At 44.9% G+C, this 25,714-nt stretch carries 24 protein-coding genes; 22 read left to right on the top strand and 2 right to left on the bottom strand.

All coding sequences use genetic code 11. From position 1 onward, the window contains the following. The first annotated feature begins 45 nt into the window (after positions 1 to 45). The 9 genes from D7Y06_RS03990 (at position 46) to D7Y06_RS03955 (ending at position 9,711) form a co-directional block, all read left to right on the top strand. Positions 46 to 576, top strand: coding sequence for a hypothetical protein (locus tag D7Y06_RS03990; RefSeq protein WP_120406542.1), 531 nt, complete (start codon positions 46 to 48; stop codon positions 574 to 576). Further along, positions 569 to 757, top strand: a complete 189-nt coding sequence (locus tag D7Y06_RS03985; protein WP_120406541.1) for a hypothetical protein — start codon at positions 569 to 571, stop codon at positions 755 to 757. Before D7Y06_RS03990 ends, D7Y06_RS03985 begins: the two co-directional genes overlap by 8 nt. Positions 758 to 775: 18 nt before the next feature. Beyond that, positions 776 to 1,867, top strand: a complete 1,092-nt coding sequence (locus tag D7Y06_RS03980; RefSeq protein ID WP_243119061.1) for an ATPase, T2SS/T4P/T4SS family — start codon at positions 776 to 778, stop codon at positions 1,865 to 1,867. Continuing rightward, entirely contained in the window at positions 1,852 to 3,270 is a 1,419-nt protein-coding gene (locus D7Y06_RS03975; RefSeq protein WP_120406540.1) for a hypothetical protein, read from the top strand. The genes D7Y06_RS03980 and D7Y06_RS03975 overlap by 16 nt, the downstream gene beginning before the upstream one ends. A 9-nt stretch (positions 3,271 to 3,279) precedes the next feature. Continuing rightward, entirely contained in the window at positions 3,280 to 3,651 is a 372-nt protein-coding gene (locus D7Y06_RS03970; protein ID WP_120406539.1) for a hypothetical protein, read from the top strand. Between the two features lie 131 nt (positions 3,652 to 3,782). Further along, the gene (locus tag D7Y06_RS25830; protein WP_158591224.1) at positions 3,783 to 3,926 is read left to right on the top strand and encodes a hypothetical protein; all 144 of its coding nucleotides are present in this window, start codon (positions 3,783 to 3,785) and stop codon (positions 3,924 to 3,926) included. Between the two features lie 10 nt (positions 3,927 to 3,936). Next, positions 3,937 to 4,407, top strand: coding sequence for a hypothetical protein (locus tag D7Y06_RS03965; RefSeq protein WP_120406538.1), 471 nt, complete (start codon positions 3,937 to 3,939; stop codon positions 4,405 to 4,407). 4 nt (positions 4,408 to 4,411) lie between these two features. After that, complete coding sequence (locus tag D7Y06_RS03960; protein ID WP_120406537.1) at positions 4,412 to 5,062, top strand: hypothetical protein; 651 nt, start codon at positions 4,412 to 4,414, stop codon at positions 5,060 to 5,062. Positions 5,063 to 5,082: 20 nt separating this feature from the next. Continuing rightward, complete coding sequence (locus tag D7Y06_RS03955; protein ID WP_120406536.1) at positions 5,083 to 9,711, top strand: S8 family serine peptidase; 4,629 nt, start codon at positions 5,083 to 5,085, stop codon at positions 9,709 to 9,711. 23 nt (positions 9,712 to 9,734) lie between these two features. Here the strand turns inward: D7Y06_RS03955 and D7Y06_RS03950 are convergent, their stop codons facing one another. Next, positions 9,735 to 11,012 (bottom strand): HlyC/CorC family transporter, encoded by a 1,278-nt coding sequence (locus D7Y06_RS03950; protein WP_120406535.1) that lies wholly within the window; start codon positions 11,010 to 11,012, stop codon positions 9,735 to 9,737. Between the two features lie 10 nt (positions 11,013 to 11,022). Further along, positions 11,023 to 11,898: an AraC family transcriptional regulator gene (locus D7Y06_RS03945; RefSeq protein ID WP_120406534.1), complete on the bottom strand. Its 876-nt coding sequence runs from the start codon at positions 11,896 to 11,898 to the stop codon at positions 11,023 to 11,025. A gap of 167 nt (positions 11,899 to 12,065) precedes the next feature. Here D7Y06_RS03945 and D7Y06_RS03940 point away from each other — a divergent pair, with 167 nt between their 5' ends. From D7Y06_RS03940 to D7Y06_RS03880, 13 genes are all read left to right on the top strand, one after another. Further along, the gene (locus tag D7Y06_RS03940) at positions 12,066 to 14,324 is read left to right on the top strand and encodes a glycogen/starch/alpha-glucan phosphorylase (RefSeq protein WP_120406533.1); all 2,259 of its coding nucleotides are present in this window, start codon (positions 12,066 to 12,068) and stop codon (positions 14,322 to 14,324) included. Between the two features lie 132 nt (positions 14,325 to 14,456). Further along, the gene (locus D7Y06_RS03935; protein WP_120406532.1) at positions 14,457 to 15,743 is read left to right on the top strand and encodes a dihydroorotase; all 1,287 of its coding nucleotides are present in this window, start codon (positions 14,457 to 14,459) and stop codon (positions 15,741 to 15,743) included. Position 15,744: 1 nt separating this feature from the next. Next, a complete protein-coding gene (pyrF, locus tag D7Y06_RS03930; protein WP_120406531.1) occupies positions 15,745 to 16,674 on the top strand; it encodes an orotidine-5'-phosphate decarboxylase in 930 nt (309 codons plus the stop codon). A gap of 22 nt (positions 16,675 to 16,696) precedes the next feature. Beyond that, complete coding sequence (locus D7Y06_RS03925) at positions 16,697 to 17,464, top strand: dihydroorotate dehydrogenase electron transfer subunit (protein WP_120406530.1); 768 nt, start codon at positions 16,697 to 16,699, stop codon at positions 17,462 to 17,464. Beyond that, a complete protein-coding gene (locus tag D7Y06_RS03920; RefSeq protein ID WP_120406529.1) occupies positions 17,464 to 18,366 on the top strand; it encodes a dihydroorotate dehydrogenase in 903 nt (300 codons plus the stop codon). The genes D7Y06_RS03925 and D7Y06_RS03920 overlap by 1 nt, the downstream gene beginning before the upstream one ends. A gap of 42 nt (positions 18,367 to 18,408) precedes the next feature. Further along, positions 18,409 to 19,752 (top strand): fibronectin type III domain-containing protein, encoded by a 1,344-nt coding sequence (locus D7Y06_RS03915; protein WP_120406528.1) that lies wholly within the window; start codon positions 18,409 to 18,411, stop codon positions 19,750 to 19,752. Between the two features lie 164 nt (positions 19,753 to 19,916). Further along, entirely contained in the window at positions 19,917 to 20,408 is a 492-nt protein-coding gene (locus D7Y06_RS03910; RefSeq protein ID WP_120406527.1) for a transglycosylase SLT domain-containing protein, read from the top strand. Between the two features lie 67 nt (positions 20,409 to 20,475). Next, entirely contained in the window at positions 20,476 to 21,228 is a 753-nt protein-coding gene (locus D7Y06_RS03905; protein ID WP_147415582.1) for a hypothetical protein, read from the top strand. 14 nt (positions 21,229 to 21,242) lie between these two features. Then, positions 21,243 to 21,938 (top strand): GGDEF domain-containing protein, encoded by a 696-nt coding sequence (locus D7Y06_RS03900; RefSeq protein WP_120406525.1) that lies wholly within the window; start codon positions 21,243 to 21,245, stop codon positions 21,936 to 21,938. A 12-nt stretch (positions 21,939 to 21,950) separates the two neighbouring features. Beyond that, on the top strand, positions 21,951 to 22,562 hold the full coding sequence (locus tag D7Y06_RS03895) for a hypothetical protein (RefSeq protein ID WP_120406524.1): 612 nt from the start codon (positions 21,951 to 21,953) through the stop codon (positions 22,560 to 22,562). 84 nt (positions 22,563 to 22,646) lie between these two features. After that, complete coding sequence (locus D7Y06_RS03890; RefSeq protein WP_120406523.1) at positions 22,647 to 23,327, top strand: response regulator transcription factor; 681 nt, start codon at positions 22,647 to 22,649, stop codon at positions 23,325 to 23,327. Beyond that, complete coding sequence (locus D7Y06_RS03885; protein ID WP_120406522.1) at positions 23,324 to 24,796, top strand: sensor histidine kinase; 1,473 nt, start codon at positions 23,324 to 23,326, stop codon at positions 24,794 to 24,796. Before D7Y06_RS03890 ends, D7Y06_RS03885 begins: the two co-directional genes overlap by 4 nt. Before the next feature lie 94 nt (positions 24,797 to 24,890). Then, the gene (locus D7Y06_RS03880; protein WP_120406521.1) at positions 24,891 to 25,640 is read left to right on the top strand and encodes a DUF5067 domain-containing protein; all 750 of its coding nucleotides are present in this window, start codon (positions 24,891 to 24,893) and stop codon (positions 25,638 to 25,640) included. Positions 25,641 to 25,714: the final 74 nt, after the last annotated feature.

Genomic DNA, 25,714 nt, shown 5'->3' with positions numbered 1-25,714 from the left:
ATCGTTATAATCCCATTTGTTTAACATCATAAAGGAGGAGTGTCCTTGCAGGTAGCTTTTTTAGGAGCGGAGCCGAAAGCGGGCACCAGTGCCAACATGCAGCTTGCTGCGTGGGGAGCATTTTTTCACCCTGTGCTCAGGGAGAGAGCAGGCATCCAAAAGGCGGAATTTACAGACTTTGGCCAGTGGAGTGCCGCAGATTTAAAGCAGATTTCATCCTGGGATTTGCTTGCAGTTAATTTATCCCTCACCGAATCTACGTGGGAGGAATTATTTCTAAATCAGTCAATGTTTCAAAATAACATCATTTTCCTAATCGGAAAGTATCATCACAGTCAAAAAAGAGAGTTGGAGCGGTTTTCCAGGTGGTATCGGATTTCCATGGAGAGAATTTGCCCCATACCCTATAATCAGCGGTTTCAAAAGGCCTATGAGTCAGGGAGGATTCTATCTTATCTCAAATGGCAGCAAGAAGAATTTTGTTATGAAAACAGGGTCTTTGGGCAATGTTTAAAGGAATTGCTTATGGCCATAGGAAAATACGGAAAAAGAAAAGGAGATATTTATTATGGATGAGATATTTAAACAGTACGGTTCAACTATTATTACGGTTCTGGCAATTATTGCCGTAATTGGCATTATTACACTGGTGATTGGAAATGACAACACCAGCGTGGTGTATCAGGCTTTTGCAGATTTAATTAAAAGGTTTTATAAAGATGCCAATATGGCAGCGGGATTTGCCCCTGCGCCATAGGGGGAAAGGAGATTTTTTGTGATTAGTACGGAAATTAATATGAATCCCGAAGCATTCGGGCCGCTCTATCCCTATATCGCAAATCCACAGATTACGGATATTGATTTTAACGGGGAGGATTTGTGGATTGTGACAACGGAGAACCGCAGATGCAAAATTGATGCGGCCAAGGAGAAAATTACCCCTTCTTTTTTAGAACAGTTTGCAGGGAGGATTGCCAATGAGGTGAGCCGGGGATTTAACCAGATGGAAAACGTGCTGGAGGCGGAGACAGGGCATCTTAGGATTACCATTGTCCATGAGTCGGTGGCTTTGACGGGCAGGTCTTTTTGTATTCGGAAATCTCTGCCCAGGGTACGTTTTACTCCGGCAAAGGCCCTGGAGCAGGAGTACTGTTCCAGGGAAATGTTAGAGATGCTGGTAAATTGTGTTCTGGCCAAAATGAATTTTGTTTTCTGCGGGGAGCCCGCAGCAGGTAAAACCGAGTGCGCTAAATTTTTTTCCCAGTTTATCCCGGCAAATGAAAAAGTGATTACCATTGAGGATAACCCGGAGTGGCATTACAGGCAGATTAATCCGGGGAAGGACTGCGTGGAGCTTAAAATCAATCCGCGCCTGGATTATTCCAAAGCTATTAAGACATGCCTGCGCTTAAACCCCAACTGGATGATGCTCTCTGAGGTGCGCTCCAGGGAGGCAAAGGCTTTGATTGAGTGCTGGTCCACAGGAATTAAAGGTTTTACCACAATTCATACCGACGATGTGAGAAAGATACCTGACAGGCTGTTAAATATGATGGAAAACAGGCTGGACGCAGGGCGTCTGGTAAATGATATTTACTCTTATGTGGATGTCGGTGTCCTTCTCAGAAGGAAGGAGAGCGTAAGAGACGGAAAAATTAGGCGTTATATAGACCAGATTTGCTTTTTTTACCAGAAAGAGGGGGATAACCGGATTGCCCTTGCTGCAAAAGGGGGAAGGATGCAGGGCGCATCCCTCCCCCAGGAGGTGTTGGAGCGGTTTGCCAGAGCGAAAATCAGTGATCCTTTTTTCTGCGGTAAAATCAGGCAGATGCTTAAGGAAGGAGAAGAGAAATGGGAAAACGGGTAAGGGAATGGTATGTATTTTTGCCGGTGGTATTTGCCGGTGGAATTTTAAGTTATCTCTACCGGTTAAAGCTGCTCTGTGTTTTGATTTTAGGGGCTGCCTTTGCCGGGGCGCTTCCGCTTTGGAAAAGGGGGAGGAATCTCCGTCTTTTACAGCAGAGAAGGTTTGCGGATGCCAATATTTATATGGAGCAGGTGCTTTATTCATTTCGGAAAAATCATAAGATTTTATCGGCCCTCACAGATGTGGAAAGGCTTTTTCCCAGGGGGACCATGAAATCCTGCATCGGGGATGCCCTGTCCTATATACGGGATACCTACGGCGAGGGCCAGGTATTGGAAAAGGCTTTAAACCGCATAGAGAGGGAGTATCCCGCCCAGCGCATCAGCTATGTCCACCGTCTGATGTTAAGGACGGAGAGGATTGGGGGAGACTGTGAGGCCTCTGTGAGAATTTTGTTAAAAGACAGGGATGTGTGGGAGAAAGAGACGGTTTCCTATCAAAAGAGATGCCAGTTTCAGAGAAGGAATATTTTATCAGCGATTCTCTTATCCTGTCTTTTGTGCCTCTTAACCCCGGTTCTCTGCCAGGGAGCCCTCCGGGATTTGGGGGTGACGGATAGTCCGGTGTATCAGATTGGCACGCTGTTTATGCTTCTTGCAAGCCTTATGCTGTATCTCCTGACGGAACAATATTTTACCAGAGACTGGCTCAAAGGAAAATCTTTTGGAAATGCCGGGAGTGTATTGAATCAGTATGAAAAAGTGGTGCATTTTGACTATAAAAAAGAGAGGAAAAAGAGCCTGTATATGGCGGGGATTCCAGTGGTTTCCTTAATCTTTTTTCTTGCAGCAGGTCATTGGTTTTGTGTTGCCTTTCTATTTCCTGTGTGTCTTTTACTGGCCTTTCAGCACAGGATCGGCTATAGCCTGGCAAGGAAAAGCGTGGTTCATGAAATCAGGAAAGCTTTTCCAGACTGGCTGATGGAAGTATCTCTGCTTCTGCAGACGGAAAACGTACAAAATTCTATAAAAAAAAGCATGGAATCCGCACCGGAAATTTTAAAGCCTGAGCTTATAAATCTTGTGGAGCACTTGGAGGCTTCACCGGAATCCAATGTGCCTTTTTCCCGGTTTATGCAGGAATTTTCCATACCGGAGATATCCTCGGCAATGGGTATGCTTTATTCCCTCTCAGATGGCAGCGGTTCTGACGCAGATGTGCAGATGGAGGAAATTTTGTCCAGGAATGCCCGGTGGATGGGGGAGGCGGAGGCTATGTCCAATCAGGATAAAGCGGCAAAAATGTATATGTTATTTTTAATACCTGCATTGCTGGGGGCTTTAAAAATGGTTCTGGATATGACTTTAATCTTGTTTGCCTTTTTTTCCAGGGTGCAGGTGTAAGGAGGAAGTATGAGTCAGGTTATAAAATCATTTACAGGAGTATTTTTTATGTTGTTGGTGCTGCTTCTCGGCACAGGGGTTCTTTCCGCCCAGATGGATGCATCCAATGCATTAAGCTATAAGGCGGATCTTGTGGCGGAACTGGAAAACAGTAATTTCAGCCCTCAAGTTTTAAACGGGTGTATCCAGCAGGCCATTGACAATGGATATAAGATTTCCGTTAAGACTTTTACAAGGGGAGGGGCGGCCCGGGTATATATCACCCCCTCGGCGGGGGATACTAGGGATGTGGTGATGGCGGAAGTTGTGTTGACTTATCCCTATCGAATCGGTTTTTTAAACTCCGTGACGGAACATCAGGTAAGAGGTTATGCCAGATAGACAGGAGGTTATATGAAAAGTATTGCAGAAGAGTATGGAGCGGCGGTTTTGTATGCATTGGCCGGGCTTTTTCTGGGCGGCTGCCTGGGTAAAGTTTTAGGTATTGTGTCAGGTTTTTAAAGGAGGAATTTATGGATTACATGGCGGAAGAATACGGCGGCATAATTTTCGGCGCAGTTGCGGGGATTATTGTGCTGGCGGGAGTTTTGGGACTTATATTTTCCGGGGGAATATTGGGGAAACTTATTATTTTCTTTGGGAACAGCGCATGTTAGGAGGGATTGTATGAGAGAAGCGGCGGAGCAGTATGGAAAGTCTATAGGCAGTGCCCTGGCGGTTTTGCTGGTATGTTACATACTTTTTGCAGGGATAAAATCAGGGGATGCAGTTGGGCTTTCTGCGATTTTAGGGGACAGGTTTGAAATTTCCGGGGTGGATTATTCCGTTTATAAAGACGGGGAACAATCCGGGATTGTCCTTGAGCGGAAACCACCGGAAATCCGTTTCCTGGAAAACGAAATTTCTGTGGGAAAGCCATATGCCCCGGAGGATTTGTTTGTGGCGGAGGACGAAGAGGGGAAACCTGCAGAAATCCGGATAATAAAGGCCTTTGACCAGGCAGGGATGGAGTTAGAGACTGTGAACGGGGCCGTAACCTTTGTTACGCAGGGAAATTACCGGCTTTTTGTAAAGGTTTCAGATAATTATTGCGTTGGGGCAGAACATGAATTTTTGATTCCCGTGAAAAGGAGGTAATGGAGTGAAACATATGATATATGGGCTGGTCTGCACTATGGTTTTGGTATTTATTCTAATGTCCGCCCTGACGATACAAGGGAGAACCCTGCGGCATACGGAGGCACAACAGGCTTTGGCAGAATCTGTGGACGGGGCGCTTAGAAGCATGATGGAAGGGGAGGACAGCTCCATAGAAAATGCAGATTTATTTGCCGCAGACCTGCTCCAGGCTCTTTTGGCCCAGACAAACAGCACATCAGATTTGACAGTATCTGTTTTGGAGGCTGATGTGGTTCACGGGATTTTATCTGTGGAGATAACGGAAAGATACCGTCACCCCAATGGAAATGAGGGGACGGTTTGTGCCTTCCGCACAGTTATTTTTGACAGGGAGGTAAGGGAGGAAAAAGAGAAATTTAAAGTGAGTTTTTATACCGGGGATAAGGAACTGTACAAAACCTATACTATACCTAAGGATGGGTACTGCAGTATGCCCGTCTCCCCTGAAATTCCGGGAAAAAAATTCAAAAACTGGAAGTTTCTATCCGGGGGTAAGGCGGAGGAAAAAACTTGTGTGTCCCAGTCTGCCGGAAAGGTGCGCAAAGTTTTGGGAACCGGGGCGGGCCCCATGGCTGTTACCGGGGATGTGTCTTTGATAGCGGTATTTGAGTAATATTTAACAGGAGGAATTGGATGATAAGAAAATATAGAGAGGGAATAAAGAGAACGTTGTGTTTTTTTCTGACTGCCGGAGTATTTTTGGGGGGATTTTTTCATCCTGCCTTTGCAGGGGAGGTGCCAGAAAAGGAAACAGAAAAGCTGGCTGTATTCTCAGAGGAGGAAATAGAATGGATAGCGGAAAAAGCTGTGACAGAAGAACCTGTTTCGGAAGAATTTGTGACAGAAGAGCCAGTGTCACAGGAGACAAAGATTCAGGAAACAAAAGTCCAGGAAACAGAATGTGTGGAAGTAACCAGCCTTAGGGAGATGGCCCGGGCAGTGGAAAAGGAGGAGCCGGAAGAGATGGAAGATTTCTCCGGGAAGTGCCTGATTGCGCCGGAGGATGTGAAACCGGAAGAGTTTGAGTTATGTGCGGAGCGCATATTGACAGGGTGCGGCCTGGCGGTTCTGTTTTATGACAGTGAAGAAAAGGCCGGGGACGATTATAAGAAATTGAAAGAGCAAGGCGTATCTGTGGAGATAAATGCCAGGGTAAAAACCTGCGGGGAGGCGGAAGTCTCCTTTGAGAAAGAATTAAAGCCCGTTTCCTTTAAAGGAGAGGAAGATAAGAAGAAAGGAGCAGAGGTAACTGTGGTTGTGCTTGACAGCGGTTACGATTTTGCATCCCTTGGGGATGCACGTATCAAAGGAGGTATGGATTTTACCGGGGAAAATACTATTGCAGACAGAAATGGTCATGGAACTGCTATGGCTTCTGTCCTGCTTATGAATACGCCGGATGAAATAAAGGTCATGCCGGTAAAGGTGGCGGATGAGACAGGTGATACCACAGTTTTGCATATGTATATGGGAATCCGGTATGCCATGGAACAGGGGGCGGATATTATCAATATCAGTATGTCTGCATATAAATCTGCCCACAGTAAAATTTTGGAGGACGTGGTAAAGGAGGCGTCAAGCAGAGGGATTTTTGTGGTGGCATCCGCCGGAAACCAGGGGGAAGATTTGTCAGGCTATACCCCGGCAAATATAAAAGATGCGGTGACAGTGGCTGCCGTGGGAAGTGATAAAGTGAGAGAGGCTTACTCCAATTACGGGACGGGGGTGGATTACTGCGCTTATGGATCCCTTGAAGTGAAAGGGATTTCCGGACAGAAAATCACGGCGAAGGGGACTTCTGTGTCCGCTGCAATCGTCTCATCTCTATTGGCATGGGTAAAAAGCCAAAACCCCCAAAAATCAAGAGACGAAATCCTTGGTATTTTAGACAGTTTAGGGGAGGATCTGGGGGAGAAGGGAGAGGATATTTATTATGGCAGAGGTTTTTTAACATTTGATTTCCTAAAAGCCGGGGAGACAGAAGGGGAAGAGCCGGAAAAACTGCCGGAATTACTGAGGTGCACTTGGAAAAATCTCTCAGATGAAGACCTAAACAAGCTGATCCTTGATGCCCCGGATATTTATAAAAAGCGGTTTTTAGACCATATGACGAAAGAACAGCGGCAGGAACTTTTAGGCAGAAAACATATTTTGTTTAACCAAAACCATGGGGCTGTCATGCAGGAGGTGTCAGAAAATGGACGTTTCGGGGAAGAGAAGAGATTCCAGGGCACTTTGTATCAGTATCTCTACAGTGATTTTTTTAAAGAATTTCATGTCAATGGATCTGCAAGTAATGAGCATAACGGGGCAAGCCAGACGATCCATATCAGCGCCCGGTCTAAGGGAAGTTATTTTGTAAATCTTACCACTTCCCAGAATAAAACTCCTGCCAGGCTATACGTCTGGGTCAATGGTTACACTTCAAATCCTTCCTCCAAATATACCATTCATGCAGAGGGCACAAATGCAGGTGCGTTTGATTTTTCAAAAATATCCGTAAGTGCTAAGGCGTCTGGGCCTTTAAATGAAATTATGGTGGGAGATATTAAGGTTAAAAAGACCAGGCACACAACTTTAAAGGACAAGTATCAGACACGTTCTTATGTTAAAGGAGATCCCGACTATAAAGAAGACGAGTCTGGAGACGGAGGTTTGGGTGGATTTGGCAAACCAGGTAGTGACGCCTGTGACAAGGAAAGCCAGAAATTTTCCTTCCGGTTTACCCATAATGACGGGGAACATTCTTCTTCCAATGGCAGCTATGCCCTGACATATCAGTTAAATTACGGAGGTAACCATGGTACAACACCTGGAAACTGGGGAGAATGGAAGACATTGGAGCAGAATACCTGCCTTAGAAACGGTAAAAAAGTTCATTCCAGGGAACTTATCTGCAGCCATTGTAAAAAAACGGTAAGGACAGAATTAAAAGAGGAAATGATACCTGCCCACGGACATTCCTTTCCGTCTGGGGCATGGAATTATGAAACCTGCCCGTCTTCCGGGATTTCCCAGGGAGTCCGGTATGAACAGTGTACATATCACTGCGGGGAAGAAGGGTGGAGAAAAAGTTATCAATACCTTAATGAAATCTATTATCGTGCAATGGACAGCCAGGGGAACTACCCAGGGGACTATACGCTCCACGAAAGCAAATATTATCCCGCAGGTGCAGTGGTTTCCGGATATGTCAGCCAGGACAGAGAAGGAAAAACCAACCACAGGGCTTATGTACTGCCGGAGAGTACTGCCCCTGCCTTTGCAAGGCGGCAATATGTGGATATTCCCAGGAAAGAATACACAGTGAGATATGATGGAAACGGGGCGGACAGTGGAGAGATAAAGGAGCAGAAAGTATATTTTGGACAGACATTTTCCCTTATGCCCAATGGGTTTTCAAAAACAGGTTATGATTTTTTAGGGTATTCCAGGAACCCTCAGGGGGAGGGAGACACCTTTGCAGGGGGACAAAAGATAAATGAAAATCTTACCTGGGAGGATTTTGGGGTAGTAACCCTTTATGCCCGGTGGCAGCCATGTATCTATAAGATTACTTTAGACAGCCAGGGAGCTTTTGCACCGGGGACAGGGGAAGTATACCAGAAATATGGAAAGTATTATTCTAAAGAAAAGGGAAAAGAAAGCCCCTTTGAAAATGGCAGGATTGTGATTCCACAAAAAAACAGGCCGGAAGAGACACTTTTCGGCGGTGAGAGGAGACAGAAATTTGTGGGATATTTTACGGAAGAAAATGGAAAGGGCCATGCTATGGTAAAAGAGGACGGTACTTTGATACCGGATATCGGCGGGAGCAGGGATTACAGATATTTTACAAGAGATGCCAGAGTGTACGCCTGTTATAAGGATATGAATGCCATTCAGTTTTCGGACAATCTTTCCGAAAAGGACAAAAGAGTTTTGGGGGAGGGGGAAAATATTCTTCCAAAGACAAAGTGGAAAGAGCAGGGAAGAGATATTACGGTGTTTTTCGAGGGAGCTGAGGTATCCCATAAGGATTTCAAGAAAGTTTACAGGTTTTTGGGATGGAGCCTGACACCGGAAATTTCAGGCATGGAGGAACTGGTGTTATCTCCGGAAAAGACCAGCTTTGTTTTTCGGGAGGATGAGGACGTGACACTTTATGCCCAATGGGATAGTAGTTTTTGTATTGCCTATATGGGAAATGCCCAGACTTTGGGGGAGGATTATCTGGAACAAGTGGAATCCGCCGGAGAGAAATACACTTTCCGGGGAAATGATTTGGAGTATTTTAAAAAGGAAGTGGAAAAAGAAACCGTGGATATAGCCACAGGGGAGGAAAAGGATAAGGAAGGGAAAATTTGCAAAGAAATTGTTCCATACAGCTTTCAGGGGTGGAGCATGTTTTGTGATAAGAAGCAGCAGGAAGAAAACAAAAAATATACAAAAGAGGAAGGAGAAGTTGAGGGCAGGGAAATTCTTCTGGACGGAGTCAATACATCAGAAGTTTTGCCGGGAAAGGGTTTGACTTTTGGTGTTTTGGCCAGTGAATTTGTCAATCCTACTTTAGATTTACAGGGAGAAGACGTACCCTATATCAATATGTTTGCCGTGTGGGATGAGTTTCCCCAGATTAAAGCAGGGGATTTGTACTTTTCTCTTAAGGAAGCACAGAGCGGAAAATTAACCCAGGAGTATTTGCTGGGGCTGGCAGAGGCTACAGATAAAGAGCTGGAAGGTGTGACAGACGAAAAGGGAACGATAAGCTGCGGGGAAGACAGAAAGCATCACAGCACCTTTCTTATTTTGGATTACCGGGCAGAGGATTTTACAGAGGCGGAGGAAGATATGAGCATGACCATTACCTATTATGCCAGGGATGCCGTGGGAAATGAGACGAAAAAGATGGTGACAGTCCATCTTGCGGACACATTCCCTAGAAAATGTGAAAGCGGGAATGTCCGTTTTATCTCACAGGAACATGTAGATACCCTGTCGGAAAATTCCGTGTGGCGGACAGAAGAATACGCCTCCATATTAAAGAGAACGTTAAATAACCATAAAACAGGGGAGGAGTATACAAAACCATCAGCTGCAGAGCAGATATTTGGGGCAAAGCCTGTGAAAAAGCCAGGGAGCGGAACATGGGAGAGGGTGCAGCAGGTGTGGCAATTTACCCATGAGCAGGTGCTTTTGGCCCAGGAATTTTTGGAACAAAGGGGGATACAAAGCAGCCAGCAGGCATTTTTACAGGAATTTGGATCATGCCGGGTACAGTAAATAGAAAGAGACCGGGCAGGGGCTTACGCCTCTGCCTCAGTCTCAACCATACTTTCCGGGAGTTTTAAATAGATTTCTTCTATGCGGTTTTTATCCATTTTGTTTACCCGAAGGAGAATCCCTTCCTCTGTGGTAACCAGCTCATTTATTTCCGGGAGATGGTCTAACAGCCCTATGAGGTATCCGCCGATGGTTTCGTAGTCCTCCGAGCTAAATGGGAGATGAAGTTCGTCACATAAATCTTCCAGATTCATGGAGCCGGCCACATGGTATTCCCGGCTGCTTATTTTTACAATGGGGTCTTCCTCGTTTACATCGTCTTCATCCCTTAAATCCCCTACAATTTCCTCAAGCAGGTCTTCCATGGTAATCATTCCGGCGGTCACGCCGTATTCATCTAAAATAATGGCGATGGAGATAGAGTTTTGCCGCATCTCAAAAAACAGTTCTGAGATATTTTTCTGTTCATAGGTAAAGTAGGGTTTCCACATAAGTTCCTGAATATTGAAATCCCTCTCGTCACATAAAAGCAGGTCTTTCATATTGAGAATACCGATTACGTCGTCTGTGCTCTCCTGATAGATAGGAATTTTAGTGTGGCGCTCTTTCCTGAAAATTTCGATTAATTCCTGGTAGGAGCTGTCCGCCTGGGCAAATATGGTGTCTATGCGGGGAACCATAATTTCCTTTGCCTGGGAATCCCCAAAGTCAAACATGTTGTTAATCATGTCCCGTTCGGTGTTTTCCAAAACCCCTGTTTCATGCCCTACATTTACAATTGTTTTAAATTCTTCCTCTGTCATGGTGGCCTGCTGTTTGCTTGGGTCTACCCGAAGGAGTTTTAAAAATCCCATGGAGAGCCAGTTTACAATAAATATAACAGGCGTCAAAAGCCACATAAGCCCCCAGACAATTTTGGAATAACGCAGAGCAATTTTATCTGCGTTTATGGTGGCTAAGGTTTTTGGGGAGATTTCTCCGAAAATCAAAATTAAAAGTGTCAGGATACCGGTGGCAATTCCAGCTCCAACACTGCCGAATAACCGTATGGCAAGGGTGGTTGCCAGGGAAGATGCGTAGAGATTCACAACATTGTTCCCGATTAAAATTGCGCTTAGCATTTTGTGCATATCGTCCGTAATGTCAAGGACTCTGGCTGCCCTTTTATCACCGCTTTCCGCCAAAGTGCGCATACGGATGCGGCTTGTGGTTGTAAAAGCTGTCTCCGCAGAAGAAAAGAAGGCGGAGAGAAATAATAGCAGAACCAAAAAAGCTAGCTGTGCAATGTCTGATGTACCCATAAATTTAAAATTACCTCGACTTTCTGTAGTTACTAGGCGTAATGCCAAATCTTTTTTTAAAAAGGCGGTTAAAATAGGAAAGATTATCAAATCCTGCCTCATTGGCAATGTCCAGGATGGAAACGTCTGAGGACAGGAGCAGACGGGATGCCATACTCAGCCGGTACTCATTTAAATAGTCAATGAATGAGGTGCCCATAGTGTTTTTAAAGTACTTCATAAAATGGGAAGGGCTGACACCGATTTCAGAGGCCACATCTGCTATGGTGATTTTTTCCATATAGTTACACTCTATATATTTAATAATTTGCTTCATTTTGTCAAGACTTCTTTTATTTTTCGGCATATTTGCCATATCCGCACAGGTGGAAAAGAGAAGGTAGAAAAAAGAAAAAAGCTGGCTTTTAATGGCAAACTGGAAGGCTTTTGGGTAAGTTTTGCAGATTTCATCCGCCTGGTCAATGCATGCGGCAATTTTATGGTAGTTTTCAAGCTCCGGCGTAATGCAGGTGGGCAGGGAAATCATGTTGGTAAACAGGGGAAGAAGGAAGTCATTTGAACAGTCGTCGCCCTTTTTGGACAGCAGGATGTCAGGGTGGAAAATAATATTTTCATATTCCATGGAGGAATCTTCAAATTGCTGGATAGAGTGGAGCTGCCCCGGTAAAATAAGCACAAGTGTTCCAGCAGATACGGAATAAGCCTCTAAATCCACCATAACCTGCCCCTTTCCTTTTTTTATGTAGATAATTTCCATTTCCTCATGCCAGTGGAGGGGGACGGAGGAGAAATCCAGTGGGATGGAGCACAGGTATGTGGTGTAGGGAAACGTAGGGCTTCCGTGGTCTTTTTTTTCCTGATAATTTTCATATTCTGAAATATGCATAAAAGAATCCCTTCTTTTCTCTAAAAGTTGATAGTATTGTACTATATTTGAAGGGAATACTGCAAGAAAAATCATGTAAAAATGCTATAATTGGTACTGAACCGGGGAACAATACCCAAGGAAATAAGCAAAGTGAGAGCGAAGAAGAGAACAATGGAGGGTTAATTATGAATTTAGCAGAGGTAGCAAAAACAAGATGCGGCAAAGAAATCAAAGATTGTACCAACGAGGAATTGTATTACAGCCTTTTGGAGATGACAAAAGGAATGGCAAAGGATAAGGTAAGCAATGATGGAAAGAAAAAGCTGTATTATATTTCCGCAGAATTCTTAATCGGAAAATTGTTGTCCAACAACTTAATTAATCTTGGTATTTATGAGGATGTAAAAAAAGTCCTGGAAGAAAACGGCAAGAGTTTAACGGAAATCGAGGAAGTGGAGCCGGAACCTTCCCTTGGAAACGGAGGTCTTGGAAGACTTGCAGCCTGCTTTTTGGATTCCATTGCCACATTGGGATTAAACGGAGACGGCGTGGGATTAAATTATCACTACGGATTGTTTAAGCAGGTGTTTTACAACAATCTCCAGAGCGAGACTCCAAATCCATGGATAGAAAAAGAGAGCTGGCTTACTAAGACAGATGTGGTATATCCCATCAGTTTCGGAGGATTTAACCTTACATCCAGAATGTATGATATTGATGTCATCGGCTACGACAACCGCACCACCAAACTTCATCTTTTTGATGTGGAAACTGTGGACGAGGGTATGGTAAAAGACGATAATATCAATTTTGATAAAGAAGATATAGGGCGCAACCTTACCTTATTTTTATATCCCGATGACAGTGATGACGCAGGACGCATTTTACGTGTATACCAGCAGTATTTTATGGTAAGCTCCGGTGCCAGACTGATTTTGGATGAGGCTGTGGCAAGGGGATGCAATTTACACGACCTGGCTGACTATGCTACCATTCAGATTAACGATACACATCCCACTATGGTGATTCCTGAATTAATCCGTCTTTTGATGGAGCGGGGAATCGGCATGGATGAGGCAATTTCCATTGTCTCCAAGGCATGTGCTTATACAAACCATACCATTTTAGCAGAGGCATTGGAAAAATGGCCCATGCACTACCTGGAGAAAGCAGTGCCCCAGCTTCTGCCCATTATCTATGAACTGCACAACCGCATTGCCGCAAAATATGAGGATAAGTCTGTGGCAATTATTGACGATGAGAAGCGTGTGCATATGGCTCACATTGACATCCACTATGGTTACAGCGTAAACGGTGTGGCTTACCTCCACACAGAGATTTTGAAAAATTCCGAGCTGAATAACTTCTACAAGTTATATCCGGAGAAATTTAACAATAAGACAAACGGCATCACCTTCCGCCGCTGGCTTTTACACTGCAACCCAAGCCTTGCAAAACTTATTGAGGAGCTTATCGGGCCAGGATTTAAGAAGGATGCCATGGAACTTGAAAAACTGGCTTCCTTTGCAAATGATGACAGTGTGTTAGACCGTCTCTTAGGGGTAAAGACAGAGGCGAAAGCAGAACTTAAAAATTACCTGAAACATACCCAGGGAATCGAGTTAAACGAGAATTCTATTTTCGATATCCAGGTGAAGAGACTTCACGAGTACAAGAGACAGCAGATGAATGCCCTGTATGTGATTCAGAAATATTTTGAAATTAAAGAAGGTAAGAAGCCTTCCACCCCAATCACCGTATTATTTGGTGCAAAGGCAGCTCCGGCTTATATAATTGCAAAGGATATTATTCATTTGATTCTCTGTTTACAGCAGCTTATCGACAATGACCCGGAGGTATCTCCATACCTGAAAGTGGTTATGGTGGAGAATTACAATGTAACCCTTGCAGAGAAGCTCATTCCTGCCGCAGATATCCATGAGCAGATTTCCCTGGCATCCAAAGAGGCAAGCGGCACCAGCAATATGAAATTTATGTTAAACGGCGCTGTGGCTCTTGGAACTATGGACGGGGCAAATGTGGAAATTGCGGATCTGGTAGGGGAGGATAATATTTATATCTTTGGAGAGTCCAGTGACGCAGTTATCGACCACTATGCAAAGAGCGATTACGTGTCAAAAGATTTCTACGAGAAAGATGGGGACATCAAGCGTGCCGTGGACTTTATTGTAAGCGAGGAGCTCTTAAAGATTGGCCAGAGGGAAAACTTACAGAGACTCCATGACGAGTTGATTAACAAAGACTGGTTTATGACTCTCCTTGACCTGAAATCCTACAAAGAGCAGAAAGAAAAGGCATTAAAGGACTATGAGGACAGAAGGGCGTGGGCAAAGAAAATGCTTGTAAATATCAGCAAGGCAGGTTTCTTCTCCTCCGACAGGACTATAAAACAGTACAATGATGAGGTATGGAAACTAAATTAATAGAAAAAATAGGTTGAGCAATAGGGAAAAAGAGTGGAAAAATGTTTTTTCACTCTTTTTTCCTTTGTGCCCCTATGCTATAATAGCCATAGAGTTGTGCCAGAATTAAAAAACATTCGAGAGGTAATTGCCATGAAAATTTTAATCAAAGGCGGCAGGGTGATTGATCCTGCAACAAAGACAGACGCAATAAAGGATGTGTTGATTTCAGAGGGAAAAATTTTTAAAGTGGAAAAGGGGATAAAAGATAAGGCGGACAGGGAGATAGATGCCCAGGGATGCCTTGTGATGCCGGGATTTATTGATTTGCATGTGCATTTAAGAGACCCGGGGTTTGAGGAAAAGGAAACCATTGAGACAGGGACAAAGGCGGCGGCAAAAGGGGGTTACACTACCATTTTGGCCATGCCGAACACAAGGCCGGTGGTGGATAACCCCGACGTGGTGAGTTACGTTCACAATAAAGCCAGGAATTTATCCGGTGTGAATGTCCTGCAGGTAGGAGCAGTGACAAAGGGACAAAAGGGAGAGGAACTTTCGGACATACGGGGTATGGTGAAAGCCGGGATTCCGGCTATCTCAGAGGACGGAAAATCCGTGATGAATACGGCAGTGTACCGGGAGGCTATGAAGATTGCAAAGGAAACAGGAATTACGGTTTTAGCCCACTGCGAGGACAAATTTTTGGTGGGGGAGGGCATTGTAAATCAGGGACCAAAGGCAGAGGAACTTGGGTATCCCGGCATCGGCAATGAGGTGGAGGATACCATTGCTGCAAGAGACATTATGCTGGCAAAGGCTGTGGGGGCAAAACTGCACCTGTGCCATTGTTCTACGGAAGACTCCGTACTTTTGTTAAAACATGCAAAAGCGGAAAACATAGATGTGACCGGGGAAGCGTGTCCCCATCATTTTACCCTGTGTGAGGATGATATTTTAGAAGATGACCCAAATTATAAAATGAATCCTCCCCTCCGGGCAAAAAAGGATTTAGAAGCCATACGAAAAGGGCTGAAAGAGGATATTTTAGACGTGATTGCCACAGACCATGCGCCCCACGCCCCCTATGAGAAGGGAATCACCATGAAAAAATCTCCCTTTGGCATTGTTGGGCTGGAGACGTCGGCAGCTTTAACTTATACGGAACTTGTGTTAAAAGAAGGGCTTACCCTTATGCAGATGGCGGAAAAGATGAGTTATAACCCGGCAAAAGTTATCGGGATTGATAAGGGAAGCCTTGAGGTTGGAAAAATTGCAGACGTAGTGGTTTTTGACCCAAGGAAAGTGTATGCCATAGATGCGGGCAGCTTTGCCAGCAAGTCCAGAAATACACCTTTTCACGGCAGAAAAGTTACTGGGGAAGTGAAATTTACCATCTCCTACGGGGAAGTGATTTACGAAAAGAAGGGGGAAAAATAACATGATACAGAAACTGGCTGATAAAATAAAAAAGACAAATGCTCCTATCTGCGTGGGACTTGACCCTATGCTTGACTATATACCAGAGGAATTGTTAAAGAGAGCATACAAGGAATACGGGGAGACTTTAGAGGGGGCTGCGGAGGCTGTGTGGCAGTACAACAAGGCCATTGTGGATGCCGTTTATGACCTGATACCTTCGGTAAAACCCCAGATTGCCATGTACGAACAGTTTGGTATTCCGGGACTTATAGCTTTTAAAAAGACAGTGGATTACTGCCATGAAAAAGATTTGGTGGTGATCGGTGATATAAAGAGGGGGGATATCGGCTCTACCTCCGGGGCCTATGCCGCAGGACACCTGGGGAAAGTTCAGGTGGGAAATCACACATGCGCCGCCTTTGACGAGGATTTCTGCACCGTAAACCCCTATCTTGGCATCGATGGGGTAAAACCCTTTTTAGATGTGTGTAAAGAGGAAAAGAAAGGGATTTTTGTCCTGGTAAAAACATCCAATCCTTCCAGCGGGGATTTCCAGGACAGAATCATTGACGGAAGGCCCTTATATGAGTGGGTGGGAGAGAAAGTGGCTGAGTGGGGCGGCACCTGCATGGAAGGAGACTACAGCAATGTGGGGGCCGTTGTGGGGGCGACTTACCCCAAACAGGGAGAAGTTTTGCGCAGGCTTATGCCCAAGTGCTTTATCTTAGTGCCGGGTTACGGCGCCCAGGGAGGAAAAGGCGCTGATTTGGTGCATTTCTTTAATGAGGACGGCTTAGGGGCGGTAGTAAATTCATCCAGGGGAATTATTGCAGCCTACAAACAGGAAAAATATGGAAAATATGGTTCGGAGAATTTTGCGGAAGCCTCAAGGGCTGCAACCCTTGACATGATTACAGACATTGAAAGCGCCCTTATGGCAGCTAAATAGGAGCAGGGAAATAGGAGGAAAAATGGCAGAGAAAAAAAGAGAAAAGGCGGTGGTGATTTCCCAAAAGGAGATAGCGCCGGGAATTTTTGACATGCACCTTGGAACAAAGGAGATTGCAGGGTTTTCAGCGCCGGGCCAGTTTTTATCCCTGTACTGTAAAGACGGCAGCAGGCTGCTTCCCAGGCCAATAAGTATTTGTGGGATTAACAGGGAGGGAAAATCCCTGCGCCTTGTGTACCGTGTGGCGGGAAAGGGAACAGAGGAGTTTTCCCGTATGAAACCAGGGGATGAATTTTTTGTGACAGGTCCTTTGGGAAACGGTTTCCCACTGAAAGAGAAAAAAGCATTTATAGTGGGGGGAGGCATTGGGATACCTCCCATGTTGGAACTCTCCAAAGCCTTAAACTGTGAAAAACAGATAATACTTGGGTTTCGGGACCAGTTGTTTTTAACCGAAGACTTTAAACCCTACGGAAATGTGTATATTGCCACGGAGGATGGCAGCGCAGGGACAAGGGGCAATGTGGTAGACGCAATAAAAGAAAACGGCCTTTGTGCAGATATTATTTACGCCTGCGGTCCCCTGCCTATGCTTCGGGCATTAAAGGAGTATGCAAAAGAGCATGAGATAGAGTGCTATGTCTCTTTGGAGGAGCGTATGGCCTGCGGTATTGGAGCCTGCCTTTCCTGTGTGTGCAAATCAGAGGGGAGAGATGCCCACACCAATGTAAACAATAAGAGAATCTGTAAGGAAGGCCCGGTATTTTTGGCACAGGAGGTGGAGTTCTAATGGATCTTAGTGTAAATCTGGCAGGAGTGGAACTGAAAAATCCTGTGATGACGGCTTCCGGTACTTTTGGTTCCGGGGAAGAATTTTCAGAATTTACGGATTTAAACAGCCTTGGGGCAGTTGTGACAAAGGGAGTTGCCAGCGTGCCCTGGGAGGGAAATCCCACCCCCAGGGTGGCGGAAGTCTACGGGGGGATGTTAAATGCCGTGGGCCTTCAAAATCCCGGCATAGATTTGTTTATGAAAAGGGATATTCCTTTTTTAAAACAATACGATACAAAAATTATTGTGAATGTTTGCGGGAAAAGCGCCGCCGATTACTGTGAAGTGGTGGAGCGGCTGGGGGATACCCCTGTGGACATGCTGGAAATCAATATTTCCTGCCCCAATGTGAAAGAGGGGGGGATTGCCTTTGGACAGGACCCTAAGGCGGTGGAAATGATTACCAGGGAAGTGAAAAGGTATGCAAAGCAGCCTGTGATAATGAAGTTAAGCCCTAATGTTACGGATATTGCAGAGATGGCAAGGGCTGCCCAGGCGGGAGGGGCGGATGTCTTATCTCTGATTAACACCATCACAGGGATGAAAATCGATATCCATAAAAAGCAGTTTGTCCTTGCAAATAAGACTGGGGGTATGTCCGGGCCTGCTATTCACCCCGTTGCCGTTCGGATGGTGTATGAGGTTTCCCAGGCGGTTTCCCTGCCCATCATCGGCATGGGAGGGATTATGACGGCGGAAGATGCCATTGAGATGATGCTGGCAGGAGCCACGGCGGTGTCTGTGGGGACGGCCAATTTCCGCAATCCCGGCGTAACCATGGAAATCCTTCAGGGTATGAAGGACTATTTGGAAGACCAGGGAATAGAAAAGATAAAGGATTTAGTGGGAGCTGTCCGCTAAAGTTTTTTCAGTGGGGAGTGCAAAGGATTGCGAGGAACAGTTATGAAAAAGAGAAAATATTTTAGTGCATTGTTATTGGTCAGTATGTTAGTATCTGCAATGCCCGGGAAATTATGGGCAGGGGATGGGGCGGCCCCTTTCCAGGGTGAGGAAGCATCAGGAAACCTATCCCGTTGCGAGATTACTGTCCAGGATGATAAATTCATATATGACGGGACAGCTAAAATTCCAGAAGTTGCAGTAAAAAACGGTGAAAAAACCCTTAGGGAAGATAAGGACTATGTACTGGTGTACGGAAACAATACCAATGCGGGAGTCGCCACCGTTACGGTTGTGGGAATGGGGGACTTTGAGGGAGGTGTGAAAAAAACATTTTCCATCGCTCCAAAATCGCTGGATGATTTGAAAATCAATTATTTTAGGGAGATTACTTACAGAGGAGCTGAGTTAAGGCCGGGAGTGACAATTACCTATGGAAAGCGAACCTTGAAAAATCTCACGGATTATGTGTTAACCTATAAAAATAACGTAGACGTGGGAAAGGCGGAGCTAACCATTACAGGTACAGGGAATTATAAAGGGGAGAAGACCTTAGAGTTTGACATTACACCGAAGCCTATTTCAAGTACCCTGGCAAGGCTGGAATCCTACAGTTTTCTGGGGGACGGAAAGGAAAAGAGACCGGAAGTAATTGTTATGAACGGCAGGGAGAGACTGGTGGAAAACCGGGATTACCGCCTTACATATACAGATTGCATTAAGCCAGGGGTGGGAATGGCGGTTTTAGAGGGGATCGGAAATTTTACCGGGACTATGAAGATGAAATATACCATAAGGATCTCCACTCCCGGGTTAAAGAATGTGGAGAATACCTCTTCGGGAATTAAAGTTTCCTGGAATAAAGTACCTCAGGCGGAGGGCTATAAACTGTTCCGCCGGGTAAAAGACAGCGGGAAATGGGAGATTGCTGCAAATCTTACCGATACCTCCTACACAGATAAAAAGGCAAAGACAAACGGAAAAATTTATCAGTACAAAGTGTACGCCGTTACAGATGCCGTTTTAAGCAACCCTTCCGGTATCCGCACCATTTGTTATCTGTCTGGTCCTGAGTTTGCCGGGATAAACAGGGAGAAGTCCGGCAAAATCGGGGTGAAATGGAAAAGAAATAAGAATGCGGAGGGATACCAGATTCAGTATGCCGCAAAGAAAGACTTTTCCGATGCCAGGACGATATCTGTATCCGGCGGGAAAACCGTGAAAAAAACTCTGCCAAAATTAAAAAAGAATAAAACATATTATATCCGTATCCGCAGTTATGTGCTCTCACCCGGTGAATTTTATTCTCCATGGAGCAAGAAAAAAAGCGTGAAAACGGCAAGGTAATGACAAAAAAGCAGGACATGTGAGTTTATTCTCATATGGCCTGCTTTTTTCTGTCAGCCCCTGTCGATGAAAAGTTCCTGAAAAGAAGAATATCTTTTGCCGTGTCTGCATAAAATATTAAGTAACCGTATGACAAATCATCTTTTAGGAGGACTTATCAAAATATGAAGAGAAGAAATATGTTATCACTTGTGATTTTTACTATGGCCATATGCTTTTCCACACAGATAAAGACAGACGCCCAAAGTGCGGAAACATTTATATCGGAAGAATGCCAGGCTTACTGTGAAGAGATTGGAAGAGCCTACGGCATCTGCCCGGAGCTTTTAGAGGCCATTATGGAATCGGAGTCTTCCGGCAATCCCCGGGCGGTAAACGGCAACTGTAAGGGCTTGATGCAGGTGAATGTCACATATCATCAGGACAGGATGGAGCGCCTTGGCGTATATGATATCTATGATTCCAAGGGTAATGTGCTTTTGGCGGCGGATTATCTCTTAGAGCTTTTTGAGGAACACGGAGATGTGGGCACGGTGCTTATGTTGTATAACGGCAGCAAAAATGCTTTGGAGCGGGGAGCCAGGGGGGATTATACGGAATACGCTTCTAAGATTATGCGCAGGTCGGAACAGTTAGAACGTCTCCACGGAAAATAGTTTGCACAATCACCAGATTTTATATATAATGGGAAAAGAGAAAGAAAAAATAATAAGGTGGGATTATTTGGAATATACATATGAAGATAAAAAAGCAGAGGAATATTTATACCAGGGGGAAAGTTTTTTTCAGGAGGGCAGATATACCCAGACGATAGATGCCCTTTCTGCATGTTTAAAATCTACCCTTTCCGAAGATGCAGGGTGGATTGCATGCAGGGCTTACAACATACTGGGGGATCTCTTTCTGTTTTCCGGCTACGAGACGGCGGCTATGGAAAACTATCTGAATGCAAAGCAGAAGGCCAGGGACAGGAAGGTATCCCGTCAGGGAGTGTATGCAGAAATTAAAATCGGTCTCTTATACGATAATATGAGAGGTGCCGAGGAAGCTTTGCGCCATCTGGACTGCGCCATTGAGGAGAGCAGGCAGACAGAAAAAATAGATTACGAGGTATTGGCGGAAGCCTATATCCAAAAGGCATATATTTATTGTAAGGAAGGAAGTTTTCAAGAGGCACAGGGGATTTTATCCGTGGTGGATTCTATTATGAAAATCCATCCTGAAAATGTGCTGCCATTAAAGCATAAGCTCCTTTTGGCCCGCCTTGCAAAACACAGCAGTGATGTGGATAAACTTACTTCTTCCATCCGAAATCTTTTGCAGATTATTATGCAGGAGAAGTGCAGTATGGAATATTGCAGGTTTTATATGGATGTGGGAGAATTTTTGCTGGAGTGCAGCCGCAGGGAGGAAATGAAGCTGCTTCTTGAGCGCCTGGAACCAGTGCTTAGGGGACGGAATTTATCTCTCTCGTAAGGCAGTATCTGAAATTGCAGCTCTCCTACGATAAGCGTTTTTCTGATAAAAAGACATATCAGATGACCTGCGGACGCTATATGAGCCAAAACGATTCCTATGCGGACAGGCTGTTGGAATTCCGGCTGCAGAATATACAAAATTTAGAAGAACTTCAGCGGATTCGCTGGGAGCGGGATAAATATCGGGAGAAGAGCAGAAGGGATTTGACTACCGGGCTTTTAAATAAGGCGGCTATGGAGGAAGAAATCTGCAGTTATCTCTCCGACCGGCCAGTCCAGTCCCTGGATGCCCTGATTATTTTGGATATCGACGATTTTAAGCATGTAAACGACCATTATGGACATCTCATAGGTGATGCAGTGATTTTACGGCTTTCGGGCCTTATGAAGGAGACTTACGAAAAAGATGCATTTTTAGGCCGTTTCGGCGGGGATGAATTCGTGGTATTTCTAAAAAACGTGGGCAGCGGGGAAGAGATGGAACTGAAGCTGGAAAAGCTAAAGGGAGAATTCGGGACCACCAATTTTGGAAAAGACGGGGAGCTGTACTGTACCATCAGCGTTGGGGTGTCCTATAATATGGAAATTTCCACATCCTATGAGGCAATGTTTGAGTGTGCGGACCAGGCTTTGTATAAAGCAAAGGAATATGGAAAAGATAAAATTGCTTTTTTTGAAATAAAGGCAGGAGTGTTAAAATATCTCTAGGAGGAAGAAAACATGAGAAGAAACCCTTATGAAGCCGGAGGCTTTGCATTTCCCAATGGAGAAATGAGGGATAAGGCACAGCGTGAAATAGACGGAATCCGCTATGTGAAGGAACATACCCAGATGGATGACCCGGAGACAGTGTTAAAGGTGTACTGTCAGCTCATCAACCAGAAATTATTCGAGACCCCGGTGGGGTATCATTTTTTAAGCACGTTGCAGGAGTATTTAATGTCCGTCCCCTATTTTATGACAGAAAATATTCCCCCTATCCCCGTGGCAGCCTCAAAAGGCGGCGCCAAAACCGCGGAGCGGGATTCCTTTGGCAGTGAGGGGACAGGGCAAAAGCAAAGCGTTAAAGTGGTAAAAAAAGTGGTGACGGAAAAAAAGGTACAGAATGTAAACTTTAAAACCAGATTTCGTGCCAGCTTCTTTATTAACGTGATTCTGCTTCTCATTGTGGCAGGAATGTTTGCAGTGACCGCCACCAGCGGAAACATAAATATCGTAAATTATGAAAATGCCCTGGTAGAAAAATATGAAAACTGGGAATCAAAACTGGAGGAAAAAGAGGAACAGTTAAAAGAGCGGGAGGCAGCCCTGGTAAAGCAGGAGCAGCAGTGAGGAAAACACGCATTTTTCATATTTATCTGTTATAGTTTTTTGTACATAAAGTACGTGAAAAGCAGATAAAGGAGAAGTATATTTATGGATAAAATTAAAATATTAGTTGTAGATGATGAGAGCCGTATGCGGAAACTTGTAAAAGATTTTCTTATCAGGAACAATTTTGACGTGGCTGAGGCAGCAGACGGGGAGGAGGCCCTGGATTTATTTTACAAAGACAAAGAGATCGCATTGATTATCCTGGACGTTATGATGCCTAAAATGAACGGCTGGGACGTGTGCAGGGAAATCCGGGAGACATCCAAAGTCCCAATTATAATGCTCACGGCAAAGGGCGATGAGTCCGACGAGCTATTAGGCTTTGAAATGGGGGTGGACGAGTATATTTCCAAACCTTTCAGCCCCAAAATCCTGGTGGCCCGGGTGGAGGCAATCCTTCGCAGGTCCAATAAACTCACCCAGGAGGAAAGCGTGGAAGTGGGGGGCATTAAAATTGATAAAATGGCCCACATGGTTACTGTGGAGGGTGAGCGGGTGGATTTAAGCTACAAGGAATTTGAGCTTCTGACTTATTTTGTGGAAAATACCGGCATTGCCCTGTCCAGGGAGAAGATTTTAAACCATGTTTGGAATTATGATTATTTTGGGGATGCCCGGACGATTGACACCCATGTAAAAAAGCTGCGCAGCAAGCTGGGGACAAAGGGAGAGTATATTAAGACTATCTGGGGGATGGGGTACAAATTTGAGGTAGAATCATGAAGATGGTAAAAAAATCCCTGGCCAGACAGCTGACAGCAACCATTGTGGCGTTGGTGGCCGGCACAGTTTTACTGTGCTGGTTTTTAAATAATACCTTTTTGGAGGGGTACTATACCTACAATAAGCAGGAGGTTATGCTTGATGGTTTTGCCATCATTAACCGCGCAAGCGAACAGGGGATTTTAGACAATGAATCTTTTGACGTGGCATTTGAGAATATCTGTGCCAACGACAATATTTCCATTATCGTAATCTGTGCGGACGGCTCCGTTATCCGGGCATCGGTGAATGATGTGGATCTTTTGCGGAATACATTTATGAAGGTACTTTTTGGAAAACCTGCGGAAATTGTGGAGAAGACAGACAGTTATGTGTTAGAGCGGCAGGTGGATTCACGGCTGGAATCGGAATATCTGGTGCTCTGGGGCACTTTAAGTGACGGGAATCTGATTTTTATGCGCACCGCTTTGGAGAGCATTCGGGAAAATGCCTGGATTTCCAACCGTTTCCTGGGGTATATCGGTGTGCTGGCGGTGACCTTAAGCGCCATTATCAGCGTGTTTGTGTCAAGAAAGATTGCCAATCCCATTTTAGAGCTGACAGATATTTCCAAGCGCATGGCGGAGCTGGATTTCAATGCGAAATACAGCAGGAAAGGGGAGACAGAGATTGACCAGCTGGGGGAGCATATTAATTTTTTGTCGGAGACTCTGGAAAAGACCATATCGGAATTGAAAAGCGCCAACAATGAACTTCAGATTGACATTGAGAAAAAAATCCAGATTGACCAGATGCGCAAAGAGTTTCTCTCCAACGTATCCCATGAGCTTAAGACCCCTCTGGCCCTGATACAAGGGTATGCGGAAGGGCTTTTGGAGTGCATAAACGAGGATGAGCAGAGCAGGAACTTTTACTGTGAAGTGATTATGGACGAAGCGGATAAAATGAACCAGATGGTGAAAAAGCTTCTCACGTTAAACCAACTGGAATTTGGCAATGACAAAGTTGCTATGGAAAGATTTAACCTGACAGAGCTTATTTTGGGGGTCGTGAATTCTTCTTCTATCCTTTTAAAACAAAATGGGATACACTTAATTTTTGAGACAAATGAGCCGATGTATGTATGGGCAGACGAATTCAAAGTGGAGGAGGTAGTGACAAACTATCTCAGCAATGCCATCCACCATGCGGAGTTTGAAAAGGAAATCAGGATCCGTTATACAAAACATCAGGATTATGTGAGGCTTTCCGTGTTTAACACAGGAAAAAATATCCCTGAGGAAGATTTAGACAGAATATGGATTAAATTTTACAAGGTGGACAAGGCCAGAACCAGGGAGTACGGGGGAAGCGGAATCGGGCTTTCCATTGTAAAAGCCATTATGGATTCCTTTCACCGGGACTGCGGCGTAATTAATCATGAAAACGGCGTGGAATTTTGGATGGAACTTGACACAAAAAATAATTAGTATAATTAGTGGTTGCCCATTCACAGAAAAAATGATATGATGAAATGTATAATGATAGAAGATTTTAATTAAGAAAAGGCAGTGGAGGCACAGAATGAAAAATTCACGGATGAAGATTACGGCAGTGCTTTTTGCGATGGCACTCACCCTGTCCGGCTGCGGGGATGCGATGTTTGAGATGACAGCGGAAGAGCAGTCCATGATTGTAAATTATTCGGCACAGGCAGTGGCAAAGTTTAACACCTACCAGCAGGACGGCGAAGTTTTTGTCAGGCCGGATGTCTTGGACGGTGAAGTTTCCACGGAGACGAAGCAGGAGCCTTTGCCGGAAACTGAGGAGATACCGGAGGAGAGCCTTGGCACAGAAGAGCCGGCAGGAGCGGAGGAACCGGCACAGACTCCGGGGACACCGGAACCGGCACAGCCGGAAAATACAGGGGCTACCATGACACAAGCCCTGGATTTAGGGGTTGTCTCGGCGGATTATACAGGGCATGAGCTGACAAAATCCTACATGGCGGAAGATTATTATGCGGTGGATGCGGAAACGGGCAAGCAGTTTCTTGTGTTAAAGTATAACTTGGTGAATACTTCCGGCCAGCCCCTCCATGTGGATATTCTGGCAATGACCCCCAGTTTTACGGCGGTGATTAACGGGGATCAGTCAGTGCCGGCACAGACCACCATACTTTTAAATGACTTAAGTACATATCAGTCGGATATAGAGGCCGGGGGAACAGCGGAGACGGTATTGCTTTTCCAGGTGCCGGAAGATATCAGCGATGTTTCCGGCATACAGTTAAATGTGACAATGAACGGAAAACAATTTGCGATAAATTTGTAAAAATTTTAAAAAAACAATATACAATGATAAAAATTATGCTATAATAGAATAAGATTAGACTTAATGTGCGCCGG

Origin of the sequence: Roseburia sp. 1XD42-69, from assembly GCF_003612565.1 — a bacterium.
Classification (GTDB): Bacteria; Bacillota; Clostridia; order Lachnospirales; family Lachnospiraceae; genus Roseburia_B.
This window is presented reverse-complemented; position numbering and strand designations above follow the sequence as displayed.